This is a genomic window from Legionella sp. PC997 (assembly GCF_014109825.1).
Classification (GTDB): Bacteria; Pseudomonadota; Gammaproteobacteria; order Legionellales; family Legionellaceae; genus Legionella.
Genome location: NZ_CP059576.1, coordinates 2,361,320 through 2,375,151 on the forward strand (window position 1 = coordinate 2,361,320; position 13,832 = coordinate 2,375,151).

A 13,832-nucleotide genomic window follows, 5' to 3' on the forward strand; every position below is an offset into this window, starting at 1 on the left:
AATTAATCACTATTTTAATAAGTAATTTTTTTGAGAAAGTCATGAAAAAAAAATTTGAACAGTTAAAGAGTAAATTTAAAGAATTAATAAAAGAAAGAGAACCAATAGATTTGCCCGTTTATACTGAGCCCGGACTTGATATGAATCGCGGCAATGCTAAAGGGGGAACTAGCGCTTCTACAGCGAACAAGACTAAAAACTCTTCTGCAAATATACCCCAAGATAAATTATTTATCTCTGAAAGTGGTTATGCATATCATATTGATGACATTATTCATAGCCTAGGAAGTCGAATCGAACCTCAACTGTTTGTGGACTTTTTAAATCCAGATAATAAAAAAGCCCTTGTCCTATTTTCTCCCACCGATATAAATAACTTATTAGAATACCCTTCTGTAAAAGATGCGATCTATAAGTATTCTAGTTTAAGGATTCAAGGAAAGTTTGATCCGGAGGACATATTCACTCAATTAGCAGAAACAGCGAGTCTAATTAAAGAGGAAACGTTACAAGCCATGCTTAACATTTATGAGGTTGGCAAATCAACCCCTTTGGTCGTTAAAATAGGAAATCCAGAGGTATATACTCAATTAATGGTACCATCTATGCTCGCTTTAAAAGAAACCATTGATAAAATGGATAAAAGTGAAAAAATAGCTTTAAAATGGTTTATGGATACTATGCCTTATGATTACGGTATGGTACGTTCGGTCTCAGCAAAGGATACTAATGTTTCTCTATTAGAAATGGATTTAGTAAACCAAATGCAAAAGGAAAAGTGTGGTTCAGGTTTTGAGGCGGCGATGCAAAAATTACCCGCTATAATTCATTCTTTTCAACAAGTACAAAAGGCAATAGAGGCAAATCACGCTTTAGAGGGCAAAGAAGACAGAGGGTATTCTCTATAAGTTTGAAATACCTCTATTGAGAACACCTTATTGATTTCTTACAACAACTTCTCTCGTCTCATTGGCCTTAAATACTTTTAGCAAATTATTAGCTGATGAATCATCGTGATTCGAGCGCACATATTTTCCATCGACCTGATGAAAACTCGAAACATAAATTTTGCCATTCTGCATCAGCCTCGCCAATTCTTGCGCACGAAATTTTCGCCGGTCGTCGAGTTCAAAAATTACGAAACGTCTTAATTTGTGAGAATATTCAGCTGAGCGCATCCGTGCCATCATTGAAGTGATAATAACCTGAGCAAACAAAACCATGTTGCCATTCACTACTAAAGCTGAATCTGGAGTACCATCAACAGAGAGTTCACCGGCTGGTGTTGAATCGTCTAGAGATGCAGCCAGTAAACTCAATTGAGCCCCAAGACCGGAACCGAGGCTCTCTCGTAGGATATTGGGAGCATTGTCCAGTTCCACACCGCCGTTCCAAACTTTCTGAACCAGTGTGAGCCACAAAAGAATACCTAGAGCAGTGAAACTCCCCACTCCAGTGAAGAGAAGTGCTGACGCACCGACTGTTATAACCCATCTCAGCGCTCCATAGAAGATCTCATCGCTATCATCAACATCTACGTCAATGCCAGAGGTATCCATTGTCATGCCTGTGGTACCACGGATTAGCACTGGAATAGCCACCCCATTAAAATCAATATCAACATCGGGAGCTACATCTATAACTGGCGTATCAATTGCTCGAATCACATGTCCCGTTATTTGAATTCCATTATCAGCCATTGACATGGACAAGGATGTTATCTTAGCCCCATCGACTTCCTGGCCTATTTTAGCTGCCACCCCTCTATCTAAAACCAGGTCCAAGAAATTCCTGTTATATGCGATAGCAAGTCCAGTACGTGGAGCGACAAAACTTTTTGTTATTGTTAATGTTGCGGAAGCTTCTGGTGGACTGGCAGATACCACAAAGGCATCGACACTATCAGAGTCAGCCGGTGTTAAAGTAATCTCAATATTCCATTCAGAAGGGTCGGGCTTTGTACCTGGATCGATAAATCGTGTGTTATTCAGCCCTTCTACGAGGCTATCAGCAATTGGCAACCGTGTATTCGCTAATATATCCTGGACTTCTGAGCTATTCATGAAGTTGTCGATATCATTTGCAATCTCAGCAGGTGAAGGCGTGCCCTCAATTCCATCATAACGAAAGCCTATCTCCGCTACAGGATCAGAGTCGACCAAGATAATGGTTAATTTTGCCGCTGCATCAAGAGGCACAGTCAATGGAGTGGCATTGGGGTCTGATGCTGGTCGTATCTCAAGGGTTCCCAAAATACGCAATATACTTCGTGGTGTGTCAGGCTCCTGGGTTATCATTACAAACTCAAAAGGTTCGAAAAGAACAATGATATGAGAGGGTTGTCCTCCAATGTCGCGGTCAAATTCCAAATGGTCCGGTAATCGCCCAATACGCGTTAACTCACGAAGAAAATCAGTAATTACATTAAAGGAAATTCCAACTGCGGCATCTGCGCTTCCTAAATCAATATCCATGATAATCTCCCTATTTCATGATATTAGGACGCTTTTCTATTCATTAATTTGCCATTGCTTAAATTACAAGCAACGGTTTGATATTAGCGGACCAATATTAAGAAAGATCTGTACAATATTATTCCATATCTTATAAAGTATAGCCAAATTTTCAGAGTCGGAAATAGAAAAGAAAATGATAAATATTGGTTATTGCCAAATATTTTCTGAACAATAAACCTGATAAGCCCCGTACGGGGCTTAAATCCTAAATAATTCAAAGAATGAGCGCGTTCCAGTGAGAAATGATTGTGCAGTCACCTACATTTGTCTAACTTTTACAACTCAACTAAAGTTACCAGCTTAAACCTACTTTAATTTGTTCTAATGTAATATTAGATGCCCTTCTAAAGGTGGTGTAGGTATTTAAATTTGAGTCTTTAATTAGTGATTGGTTGGTAAAATTTTGCAGGCTATTCCATACCCATTCGATACGGGCATTCAGTCTTGAGTTCAACGGCATTTCCACTCCCAGTCCCAATTGTACCCCTTGACAATTCTTATCTGAGGAAAACTTCCCAGAAAACCCGCCCAAAACTCCAGTTTGGGTAATTCCGCCACTCAGTTGTATGTTGCTGATGAGATATCCAACCCGTCCATATAATTGGGCGTATTCATTAATATTAAATCCGGGTCGTGCGACAATGCCGTATTGCCATCTTTGGCGAAAGGTCCCGTGAAGGTTTCGCGTGTAAAGTGTATTTGAGTCAATGAATTTGATATTTCCCTCATTGGAACTGGCGTCATAAAAACCTTCTACAGCGAGGGAAACATTTTTTATAACCCGTTTACCATATCCCAAAAAAATCTCCCCCCCATAACCTGAGCCATACCAGTCAAAGCGATCAAAATCTAGATAAAGTGAGGAAGTGCTCGATTCAGCGCGTCGAAAATTATAGGAGGAATTATCCTTAATCCCTGACAAACCTAAATATAATCCAGGAATATTTATTAATCCTTTCTTTTCTATACACCAGCTTAAATTAGGAAAAACTAAGACTAAAACCAAAGTGGTAATTATCCTTTGTACCATGCGGCGCATCCTTGACGAATCTAGTAAACTACTTTTGCTGCGAAGAATATAAAATTACCAAGAAACTTGCAATATTCAAAAAAAATGCAAACCTCAAAAATCTCTTTTTGCTTTCTAGATATATCCATTATTAGTAAATATCCCCAACTTCTTAATATTCGCTTAAGGTTTTTTAAATACAATGCGGCAAATTTTTGATTCATAACAATTCATACAAGGGGATGACTGTGGGATTTAGAATAGATCTAAAATCTAAAGAAGGTGTTTTTATTTATTTAGTCGTGATAAACGATGTGATTAATGTCAATTTTGAAACTGCTGATCCAGCCAACAAACATTTAGCTGCACAGGTGAGGGAACGGTTTAATCATTTATTGTCTGAGCATGCTTCATTGGAACATCTCCAAAACATGGTTCGTGGAGAGGATGCTGAACACATAAAACGTCATCATGTAGTTGGAGAAGAAACCCATACACCCCATTTTCATTATAGTTTTGATCAAGAGGTAACACCTGAATTACTAAAGCATTTTTTCGAACAATTACTGAGTGCTCAGAAATCACCTGGACATGCTAATGATCAATTCGTTACTGAGGAAGAAGTCAATACACTCTTAAAAGCATTTGGAATTTTTTATACTGGATTTAAAGATTCCCCACTTGAAAAAGAATTTTTAAACGAACGTAAATTAACTAAGGAAGAGAAAGATAGTCTTGTGCAACATGCAAAACAAGAGAAGACAAGACATTTATCCAAAAAAGATATAAATGAATTAACCGAATGTGGGTTTTCATCCGCTGAAATACATGAACCAACGGAACAACCCGAGCAAGACTCTCTAAATCTCCCATTCAATCTTTCCAGTATGGAGGAAATGGTACTCGCAATAAGATTGATTGGGCTTCTTCAAACCTCTGGATTCAGACCTGACCTCTTCCAAAGTCAACAACAACCTGGTCCAATGGAAGCTGGAAGACAAAGTAATACGACCAGTTTTATGGGATTGAGACCTGGGTTTTTCCAAAGTCAACAACGTCCTGCCTCAGTTGAGACTCCACGACAAGGTAATTCAAGTGGCATTTTTGGATTTAAACCTGGATTTTTGTTCAGTAAGCCTGAGGTACAAAGAAAAGACGAACACGAGCCATCTCCAACAAAATCATCATTAAGATAACACTTCCTGCTGGGCTAGCAGCCCAGCTTGTCTTTCGCTTCAATCCTTCTTGATCGATTCAAACATGAAACAATTATTGAAGATTGCAAAAGTAAATGGGACAACTGGGTGGATCTTTTCGATCAAATACGTACTACATTAATAGGTTGTTCATTAACAAAAGAAGCAATATTTTCACATACTGTATTTAACAAACGTTTACGTGCTGCTACAGAAGCCCAAGCAATATGAGGCGTGATAATGCAATTAGATAAACCAATTAAAGGATTATCAATACTTGGAGGTTCTTGACTCAGAACGTCAAGGTAAGCAGCATTTATTTGTTTTGATTTTAACGCATTTGCCAGGGCTGTTTCATTTATCAAACCACCGCGCCCAGAATTAATGAGCACTGCTGTCGGCTTCATTTGTTTCAAAGTATTACTGTTTATAATATTTTGTGTTGACTCCGTCAGCGGGCAATGCAAACTTAATACGTCGCTTAGTTGTAGAAGATCTGCAAAACTCACCCACCTTACTTGTTTATCGTAAAAAGGTGTCGGCTTGTGAGCAATAATGTTCATTCCCAAAGCATTGGCCACTAGGGCAACTTTCTTGGCCACTCTTCCAAAACCCATTAATCCTAAAGTCATTCCCGTTAATTCTATTATGGGATTTAGCCAATAGGCAAAATAAGGCTGGGTTTGCCACTCACCCTTTTGGATAGATTGATTGTGAGCTTCAACACGGTTAGTGTTAGCAAGTAACAAAGCAAGCACATGTTGTGCCACACTGTCGGTACTGTAATCAGGGACATTCGTTACAAGAATATTATGTTTTACAGCCGCCCTAAGATCAATATTGTCAACACCAGTGGCCATTTCGCCAATATAACGAAGGTGTGGAAGCTCACCCAAGTGCTGTTCCGTTAATTTCACTTTATTAATAAGGATAATTTCAGCCTTTCTCGCACGTTCTAGAATGAGTTCCGGAGGTGTTTGATCGTAAAGATGAACTTCCCCTAATTCATAAAGACTATCGAGACATAAACCATCGCTAATTAAAGGCTTAGCATCCAAAACAACAATATTATTTTTTTTCATGATGAGTAGTTCCTCAAGCAAAATCGACAAGGGCGGCGGGTTTGCCAACAACTGAATTCTCTACCCATCGCGAATTCATCACCCCTAGGCCTCACCGCTTGTCCGCAGGATCCAGAACTATCCTAAAGCGACGAACCTTCGGGGACAAGAAAATAGGCGGTTGCTTGCACCCAAAGATTATTAAAGTTTACTTGCAAGAAAGAATAGAGAGTTATATTCCTGGTTGCAAGCAACCTGACTACATTCATTCCCTGTGCAAATGGATTTTTATTCTAAAATCATAATAGGGATAGTTTATTCACAGCCAATGGAGATATTATGACGCATACTAAGATGCCCGTTTTGTTTATCGGACATGGAAGTCCTGTCAATGCGATTGAAGACAATCCCTTCACAAAAATGCTTAGGAAGTTGGCAAAAAAACTACCTCCTCCAGAGTCAATTCTTTGTATTTCTGCTCATTGGCTTACTGCACGCACATGGATTACCCACACCCCTTTTCCCAGGACAATACACGATTTTCACAAGGGTCCTACTGAATTATTTAAAGTAAACTATCCTGCGCCAGGTGCGCCGGAATTAGCAGAGAAAGTCAAAGCAGCAATTCAAACACCACATATTCAACTGGATAAACATTGGGGATTTGATCAGGGTATTTGGATTGTATTTAATCATATGTATCCTAATGCCGATATACCCATTATTCAATTAAGTATTAATATGGCAGAACCAGCTGAGTATCATTTTGAATTAGGTAATCGCCTCAGATCATTACGTAACCAGGGAGTACTCATTGTCGGCAGTGGAAATATTGTTCATAATGACAAAATGATCATTTGGGATAATCCCAATGCGCCCCCTTATCCATGGGCAATAGAATTTGATGAACACGTAAAACAATGTATTAGCCAAAAAAATTATAAACCTCTGCTTGAAGAATTACTGTTTACAGAGGTCGGTCGGTTAAGTGTTCCTTCGCCGGACCACTACTTCCCTTTACTGTACACTTTAGGCGCTTCAGAAGCGGATGATTCACTAGACTTTGAATTTGAAAAAATTCAATTTGGCTCAGTTTCCATGCGCTCGTTCAGCTTAGGCCGTAATTAATAATTTTACAATGAGAGGCTTTGAAGACTTTGTGAAATTGGAAGTACTCTCTTTTACCTGCTTACTTGTACTTATTACCTCATTCATCTATTCTTATTTAGCTGTTAAATTAACTAGCTGTATATAACAATATGGAGATTAAAAATGGATAAGCGAAGTTTAATTCTTGCCGCTACAGCTGCAGCCTTGTTTACTTCAGGGGTTTATGCCTCTTCTGCATCCGACAGCAATATGAGTAACTCTAACTCCCCAATCAATTTAGCAAAAAACAATTGCAATGGTAAAAACCATTGTAAAGGTAAAAACTGCTGCAAAGGTCATCATAAATGTAAAGCAACTCACAAATGCAAAGGACATAATAGCTGCAAAGGTACCAATAAGTGTAAAGGTACAAACGTATGCAAAGGTACTAACAGCTGTAAGAGCGACCACAATAGCTGCAAAGGCACAAACAAATGCAAAGGTACTAATAGTTGCAAAGGTACAAATAGCTGTAAAGGAAAAAGCAACTGTAAATCATAATGTATTAAAATTGATGTCTCTTTGAGACATCAATTCACCTCTCTACCTCTCTAGGAAAAGTAAACAGATGGAAAAAAATACACTAACTCATTCTAAAAAATATTCCGCTCTAGGAATGGGACTTGGTTTACGAACAGAACATTACCAATATATTTTGGAACACACCCCGCCAATAGAATGGTTTGAGATTCTCACTGAAAATTATTTGGTTGACGGAGGAAATCCTCTTCATTATTTAGATAAAGTGCGTGAAAACTATCCAATAGTGATGCATGGGGTATCGCTGTCGATTGGTAGCACCGACCCTATTAACACAGAATACCTAACGAGAGTGAAACAGTTAGCGGACAGAATTGAACCAAAGTGGATTTCTGATCACTTATGCTGGACGGGTGTTCATCAACGTAATATCCATGATTTATTACCCCTACCTTACACCGAGCACACCATAGCTCACGTGGTAGAGCGAGTTAAATGGGTACAAGATTTTTACCAAAGAAGGATATTACTCGAAAATGTATCGAGTTATATCACGTACAAAGAATCAGAAATGACTGAATGGGAGTTCCTCTCAGAAATTGCTAATCGTGCAGATTGCTTGATCTTGCTTGATCTAAATAACATTTATGTTAGCTCCTATAATCATGGCTTTAACCCCGAAACGTATTTGAACAACATTCCAGTTGATCGTGTTCAACAATTTCATTTAGCGGGACATCTGAATTGCGGTGATTACATAATTGATACACATGATCACCCAGTTATCACCGAAGTCTGGGACCTCTACAGTCAAGCGATTAAACGATTTGGGGAAGTATCTACGATGATTGAGCGTGATGACCGTATACCCCCCTTTGAAGAGTTATGGCAAGAATTAGAATACGCCAAAAATATTAAGCTAAGTTGTTTATCGCACGAAAAAACGGGTTTAGCACATGAAACTATCTGAACTACATACATTATTACAAAATTCTATTCTGACATCTGAGCCGCTGATTAATCCTCATCTTGATGCTCCACCTCATGGCTCCATTGCAGATAGAGTGGCCATCTATGCCAATGGATTTTACAGCCGGCTTGAAGAAACATTAATGAGCGACTACAGCACCTTGGCAGCGCTGATGGGTGACGAAGAATTTAGCCAAATGAGTGGAAATTATAGTCATTCATATCCATCATACTCCTATTCGCTCAATAATTTTGGGTCAAATCTTAATCAATTTTTGACTGAAACGTTGCCTTATAAGGAAAAACCTTATTTAGCTGAAATTGCTGCATTTGAATGGGCAGAATATCAAGCTATTGTAGCGCATGATGCAAACATACTCTCCGTGGCTGATTTGCAATCTTTACCCTTAAATCAATGGCCTGAAATGAAATTTTATCTGCATCCATCCTGTAAAATAATTACTATGGAATGGAACAGTCTTTCTCTTATTAATGCGTTACGCAGTAATAAATCCCTTCCCAAGCCTAAGAAGCTTCAAATGCCACAATGTGTAATGGTTTGGCGTCGTCATCTTGATGTACGATACCGGAAGTTAGAACATTTAGAACTCACCATGCTCAATGCAATTATTTACGAATCGTCATTTGTAACTATTTGCGAGATTCTAAGTAATCACATGCCCGAAGATGAAGTAGCAAATTATCTTGTCAGTGAATTGCATGCATGGATCCAGGAGCATTGTTTGATAAATAAAGTGAATGAAATGACCTAATTTTACAGTTCCATGAGTGAAAGAAAGCATGAGTAGCTGTCTTGAACTCAAGACAGCTTATTCGATATCAAAGGCGTCATTAACTTTATCTTTCAAGAACAAATGTTTAAAACCGAACGGAATATACAGACAATCCCTCTTAAACAACTTTGAGCTTTAAATACGCCCCTCTCCTCATACATGCACATCACCGTATAATAATTCGCCAGTATATTCTGGTGAATGAAGACAAGCATAAGCGACCCATATAAAGAACAAGACAACCAGTGTAATAACAGCCCATCCAGGAATAGGACCCAATGAAGCATTCTCCACAACTCCGAGAAAAGACATTGCTATTTCCTGACGCCCTCCTCCAATTTGGAGCTTATGAGAAGATATTTTCAGGATCCATGCCATGAGCAAAATGAGTAACATCCACACATAGTTTCTGCGTAACCTACGCGATATGGCCGCGCCGAAACTCATGAGAAAGCGCGGTTCACGCAAGTCTTGTCCAAGAGTGCGTGCCCACGGCTCTTCGATGGCCTTGGTGGACAGGAATATAGGAGCAAAATAATAGCGTTCAATCATACGGACACGAGCTCTGTAGACATCGAAAAAACGATATCGTCTCGACTCTATAAGTAGAAGCAGCAGAACGAGCAACATTGCAAACAAGAGCACCCCGTGATGAGCAGAAGGCGTTGAGAGAGACAGCGAAAGCATTGCAGCTGAAGCCGTAATCGCCCAGTTGGTTGTGCGATCAATTCGATCACGCCATCCTGCCATCCGAGCAATTTCAGCTCGATGAAAATGGGCCAGCACCGTGATGAATTCGGAGGATGTTGTAGGAAATGGAGGATTCAAACCCGCCATGAGTTGTTCACCCAATAGTTGTGTTTCGTGTTCCATACTACCTCCAAATGCGTGAAGAGTAGATTTATGAAGCAGCAAATTTCATTGCTATAGTTTAGTTTAACTTACAACTCATTTGATATTATAGTAAAGATATCCGTTTATTATTTCTGAAATCATTATGTTGATTTAAATTTGGTTTTTAATCTTTTCGACTGGCTCTCTACTAACTGGAAGATATTTCCAAAACATTTGGGAGCTTCAGGGTATTGCCAGCCCCCAAAAGACAACAATTAAATCACTTTTATCAACAAACAACCTTTTTGACAACAAAATTTCCAGTACTATGCTAATATCTGAATAGCTCTCAACTTTAAGGAGAATGAAAATGAGTAAAAAAGGACCTATTTTAGGCACACTACTTCTTTTAAGTAGTACGATTGTTTTTGCAGCCGACAACGATAATATGAATCAGTCTAATGGAGCAAGCCCAAGTACGAGTACTCCAAATGACACAACTACGACATCCACTACGCCATCGACGGATACCTCTACATCTACCCCATCTACGGATACTTCTACACCTACCCCATCGACGGATACTTCTACATCTACCCCATCGACGGATACTTCTACGAGTACTTCACCTGGAGCAGATACAACTACTACTCCATCTAGTACAAATACATCGGTCACTCCTTCAAATGATAATCAAGGAACCAGTAGCACTACAAATGTGAACCAATCCACAAGCAACATGACTGCTACCGATGTAGACGTGGATGCAAATGTTACCGAAGTGAATAATAAAGTGAGCATTCAAGGTGTTACAACTGCGCCTTCTTTTACAGCTGTAGAGATGCGTAACGGGGCGTACTTTCTACCAGAAACTGTAACTCCTGTTGGTGGTTTCTACTTTTTAAAAATTGATTCCACTGAACGTGTTTGTACTCTTAAAAAAATTACAAAAGCGAAGGTACTGTCAACACCAAAGAAAACTACAGTCATATTAGGAAAACAAAAACATATTTTATATTGTTATGATAGAAGCTATTTTAACTTCTAACATTCTATCAATAAGGCTCACCCTTATAAAATTTTATAAGGGTGAGCCTTAATAATCCCTTCATTTAATTGCTTTATATAAAATTTATGCCGATACCTAGATTTCTCGCTACACTCCCTCTATAGATTACTAACCTAATAGATGCTATTTCTTTGCAGAGTCAAAAATTATTCATTTAAATTTAAATGAGGCCCATGCAAAAAATGAACGTAACTTGTTTATTTTTTTATAGTTTAGAATCTATAATGAGTCATTATGTCACAATATGGGGCAGATACTATGGATAGTAAAATTGAGAAACAACCATTCACACTTACAATGTTAGGAACACTCACTGACTTTACCCCTGAATTAAAACAAATACCTAAACCTACCCCTTACACTAAGGGAGCTAAAGTAAAAGATTACCCTAAAGGAGAGACATTGAGTGTGGTCTCTTCGTTAATCAAAACAAAAATACCGGCGAAAATAACAAAAGTAGACGTCAAAGATCCGTACCCCTTTCAAGCGGATGAACTTACTGTAATTAATGGTCCGAAAACCGATGGTGCGAATGTCGGAGAAAAAATTGGCTTGGGACTTGCAGCAATTCTAAAAGCAATAGCTCGCGGACAAACTACAATCAACATAATTGCGCATAGTAGAGGCGCTGTGGAATCGATTTTGATAGCCCATGAATTAGAGGCAGTACAATCGATTATTGCGTCTTGCTCTACTTTTGAAGAAGTGTTGAAGCAGTTGTCTGATCAGCAAGTCAAAAGACAAAAAGGTACGCCTACAAATAATACACCCGATATTATAGAGTCCCTAAAATCTCAAATTAATCTGATACCTAAAGAAGAGCAAGTACAATGGTTTAGTCAACTAAAATCCTCTATACCCAATGCTTCAATAAATTTTTTTGGAATCGATCCGGTACCCGGAGATTGCTTTCCGATTACTTGGTATGACGAACGTTTTTTTACCCTACCCGAAATCATAAAAAATATTGAATTAATTTATTATGCAAATGAACGTTCTGATTGGGGCTTTACTCCGATTTTTCCTGAAGTGGTTTCCCATGAAAAACAAAATTTTGTTCGCTATTCCATGCCTGGACATCATGGCACGGGTTCAAATGGAAATGATGGTTCTCAACAAGGAATCATTGTTTCCCCTGATGATTATAAAACTACTCATGTCCAAAAATTAATGATATACAAAATACTTAATTTCTTAAGTAAGCATGATGTAGCCTTTAATGATGCTAGCCAGATTTTTCACCAATATACCGCTTTAGGTAGAAAATATTCCACAAACTCTAAAGAATCTAAATCAATTAATGTGGTCGAACTCGATTTTCCTGATATTTTACGAAAACTTTATGGTGCGATTGCGAAAAATCAAATTGGATATGATGCCTATAATTCAACCCACTATTCCTATATGGGACTTACTAAGCAACGCAGAACTTTGCTTAAAGGACATATCTATGGCTTCTTCAATGACATTTTTTCGACCTATTCTGGTTATGTTAATGAAGAACATGCCTTATTAATGCAAGCACATTTCTTTAAAATTTTTGGCCTAGATACTAAAAGAAAAAATCTTGCTGAGATGCTTGCTACCGCAAGAGCGGTCCTAGAAGAACACATTAAAAAAATCGCTGATAAAGAACCATCTATCCTAGACTCCGAAATAACTCGGAAGACCGTGTTGGAAACTTTTGGCATAGTCATCCAACAGGTGAGCCAGCAATATTTAACTGATGATTGGACATCCCATGAAAAACAACAAGAAAAAGAAATACTTCACCAAGCCATTATTGATATCATCAGTAAATTTCAAGAACTATCAGCATCCGATAATGTAACCATTAAACAGTTTGTGGAAGAACTTCTTAACTTAAGTTTCACCCGCATAAACCATACTTTAATGCTTCAAGCTCAGGGATTAGAAAAAGATTTTAATTGCTTACAAGAATCTATGGATCATCGTTTAAGTCATTATTTTAGTGCATTGTTAATGCAAGCAAATCACAACGAGAGTACCCCCTCAGTTATTCTGGATGAAATTATAAATTCTGAAGAATATAAATTATTACCTAACCATCCCACAGCAATTAAGATAGCTCATATCCATAAAAAATTGACTGGAAAGGGTTTAGAAAAATACAAGATAGAGGAACTTACCAAAAGCTATGAAGAACAATTTGCTAATACTCTTGAAGATTTTGCAAGACTTTATCACCAAATTCAAACTCTACTTTTTGACTTGGCTGCTATGCGTTATATAGTTCCTAAGGAAAAAATTGAACTTGATGAATTGAACTTACTGAGACAAGCTAATGGCTTAATTGCAACGGCTGCAGAACGATTTTATAAAGACAGACCCCAGGCGCTTCCTCCGCTTGCAGAAACCGATTTCATCAAATTGACAGAACAACATGCCATTAAGCATTTTGGCATAATCGATCGTAGGAAAAATAAAAATAAAGAATCTGAAAAAGTAACCACCGAGACAACCAGCATTTTTTCAAAAACACTTTCATTCTTTTGGAATCCTATGAGCTTGATATACGGTTCTCAAGTGACTTCCACCGCTAACGGAGAAATTAATCTCAAGGACGAAATCACCGCTATTCCTAAATAGGATTGACTTACATCACCAGGGGCTTGATTTGAATTAAAGCGTGATAAAAAATAATTTAACTCTAAGCACTTTCTCCACGCTACAATCTAAATAGTATGATTAAATTGTAGCGATAGTTATTTTTTAGCACATCTTAAAAATTTCT

The 13,832-nt window shown here is 38.2% G+C and carries 12 protein-coding genes; 8 read left to right on the top strand and 4 right to left on the bottom strand.

The window, feature by feature from the left end:
• Window positions 1–41: 41 nt before the first annotated feature.
• A complete protein-coding gene (locus HBNCFIEN_RS10135; protein ID WP_182390976.1) occupies window positions 42–908 on the top strand; it encodes a hypothetical protein in 867 nt (288 codons plus the stop codon).
• Between the two features lie 27 nt (window positions 909–935).
• Here HBNCFIEN_RS10135 and HBNCFIEN_RS10140 read toward each other — a convergent pair whose 3' ends face one another.
• Both HBNCFIEN_RS10140 and HBNCFIEN_RS10145 read right to left on the bottom strand, forming a co-directional pair.
• The gene (locus tag HBNCFIEN_RS10140) at window positions 936–2,297 is read right to left on the bottom strand and encodes a hypothetical protein (protein ID WP_182393731.1); all 1,362 of its coding nucleotides are present in this window, start codon (window positions 2,295–2,297) and stop codon (window positions 936–938) included.
• Window positions 2,298–2,808: 511 nt separating this feature from the next.
• Window positions 2,809–3,546, bottom strand: coding sequence for an outer membrane protein (locus tag HBNCFIEN_RS10145; RefSeq protein WP_182390977.1), 738 nt, complete (start codon window positions 3,544–3,546; stop codon window positions 2,809–2,811).
• Between the two features lie 227 nt (window positions 3,547–3,773).
• On the opposite strand from HBNCFIEN_RS10145, the gene HBNCFIEN_RS10150 reads away from it, so the two are divergent.
• Complete coding sequence (locus HBNCFIEN_RS10150) at window positions 3,774–4,721, top strand: hypothetical protein (RefSeq protein ID WP_182390978.1); 948 nt, start codon at window positions 3,774–3,776, stop codon at window positions 4,719–4,721.
• A 122-nt stretch (window positions 4,722–4,843) separates the two neighbouring features.
• On the opposite strand, the gene HBNCFIEN_RS10155 is transcribed toward HBNCFIEN_RS10150, so the two are convergent.
• Window positions 4,844–5,803 carry a D-2-hydroxyacid dehydrogenase gene (locus tag HBNCFIEN_RS10155; RefSeq protein WP_182390979.1) on the bottom strand — a complete coding sequence of 320 codons (960 nt, stop codon included), beginning with the start codon at window positions 5,801–5,803 and terminating at the stop codon, window positions 4,844–4,846.
• Window positions 5,804–6,121: 318 nt separating this feature from the next.
• Between HBNCFIEN_RS10155 and ygiD the strand changes: the two genes are divergently transcribed.
• The 4 genes from ygiD (at window position 6,122) to HBNCFIEN_RS10175 (ending at window position 9,153) form a co-directional block, all read left to right on the top strand.
• Window positions 6,122–6,910: a 4,5-DOPA dioxygenase extradiol gene (gene ygiD, locus HBNCFIEN_RS10160; protein ID WP_182390980.1), complete on the top strand. Its 789-nt coding sequence runs from the start codon at window positions 6,122–6,124 to the stop codon at window positions 6,908–6,910.
• A 277-nt stretch (window positions 6,911–7,187) separates the two neighbouring features.
• Window positions 7,188–7,457, top strand: coding sequence for a hypothetical protein (locus HBNCFIEN_RS10165; protein ID WP_182390981.1), 270 nt, complete (start codon window positions 7,188–7,190; stop codon window positions 7,455–7,457).
• Between the two features lie 42 nt (window positions 7,458–7,499).
• A complete protein-coding gene (locus HBNCFIEN_RS10170) occupies window positions 7,500–8,381 on the top strand; it encodes a DUF692 domain-containing protein (protein ID WP_182390982.1) in 882 nt (293 codons plus the stop codon).
• The gene (locus HBNCFIEN_RS10175; RefSeq protein WP_182390983.1) at window positions 8,368–9,153 is read left to right on the top strand and encodes a putative DNA-binding domain-containing protein; all 786 of its coding nucleotides are present in this window, start codon (window positions 8,368–8,370) and stop codon (window positions 9,151–9,153) included. Before HBNCFIEN_RS10170 ends, HBNCFIEN_RS10175 begins: the two co-directional genes overlap by 14 nt.
• A gap of 174 nt (window positions 9,154–9,327) precedes the next feature.
• On the opposite strand, the gene HBNCFIEN_RS10180 is transcribed toward HBNCFIEN_RS10175, so the two are convergent.
• Window positions 9,328–10,047: a DUF2270 domain-containing protein gene (locus tag HBNCFIEN_RS10180; protein WP_182390984.1), complete on the bottom strand. Its 720-nt coding sequence runs from the start codon at window positions 10,045–10,047 to the stop codon at window positions 9,328–9,330.
• 331 nt (window positions 10,048–10,378) lie between these two features.
• Between HBNCFIEN_RS10180 and HBNCFIEN_RS10185 the strand changes: the two genes are divergently transcribed.
• Together HBNCFIEN_RS10185 and HBNCFIEN_RS10190 are read left to right on the top strand one after the other, a co-directional pair.
• Entirely contained in the window at window positions 10,379–11,056 is a 678-nt protein-coding gene (locus HBNCFIEN_RS10185) for a hypothetical protein (protein WP_182390985.1), read from the top strand.
• A 255-nt stretch (window positions 11,057–11,311) separates the two neighbouring features.
• Complete coding sequence (locus HBNCFIEN_RS10190; protein WP_255464188.1) at window positions 11,312–13,687, top strand: hypothetical protein; 2,376 nt, start codon at window positions 11,312–11,314, stop codon at window positions 13,685–13,687.
• Window positions 13,688–13,832 lie beyond the last annotated feature (145 nt).

Coding starts and splice junctions, on each gene's coding strand:
- HBNCFIEN_RS10140 (WP_182393731.1), bottom strand. CDS start 2,297: ATGATAACCCAGGAGCCTGACACACCACGAAGTATATTGCGTATTTTG.
- HBNCFIEN_RS10145 (WP_182390977.1), bottom strand. CDS start 3,546: ATGGTACAAAGGATAATTACCACTTTGGTTTTAGTCTTAGTTTTTCCT.
- HBNCFIEN_RS10165 (WP_182390981.1), top strand. CDS start 7,188: ATGGTAAAAACCATTGTAAAGGTAAAAACTGCTGCAAAGGTCATCATA.
- HBNCFIEN_RS10185 (WP_182390985.1), top strand. CDS start 10,379: ATGAGTAAAAAAGGACCTATTTTAGGCACACTACTTCTTTTAAGTAGT.
- HBNCFIEN_RS10180 (WP_182390984.1), bottom strand. CDS start 10,047: ATGGAACACGAAACACAACTATTGGGTGAACAACTCATGGCGGGTTTG.
- ygiD (WP_182390980.1), top strand. CDS start 6,122: ATGACGCATACTAAGATGCCCGTTTTGTTTATCGGACATGGAAGTCCT.
- HBNCFIEN_RS10155 (WP_182390979.1), bottom strand. CDS start 5,803: ATGAAAAAAAATAATATTGTTGTTTTGGATGCTAAGCCTTTAATTAGC.
- HBNCFIEN_RS10135 (WP_182390976.1), top strand. CDS start 42: ATGAAAAAAAAATTTGAACAGTTAAAGAGTAAATTTAAAGAATTAATA.
- HBNCFIEN_RS10175 (WP_182390983.1), top strand. CDS start 8,368: ATGAAACTATCTGAACTACATACATTATTACAAAATTCTATTCTGACA.
- HBNCFIEN_RS10170 (WP_182390982.1), top strand. CDS start 7,500: ATGGAAAAAAATACACTAACTCATTCTAAAAAATATTCCGCTCTAGGA.
- HBNCFIEN_RS10190 (WP_255464188.1), top strand. CDS start 11,312: ATGTCACAATATGGGGCAGATACTATGGATAGTAAAATTGAGAAACAA.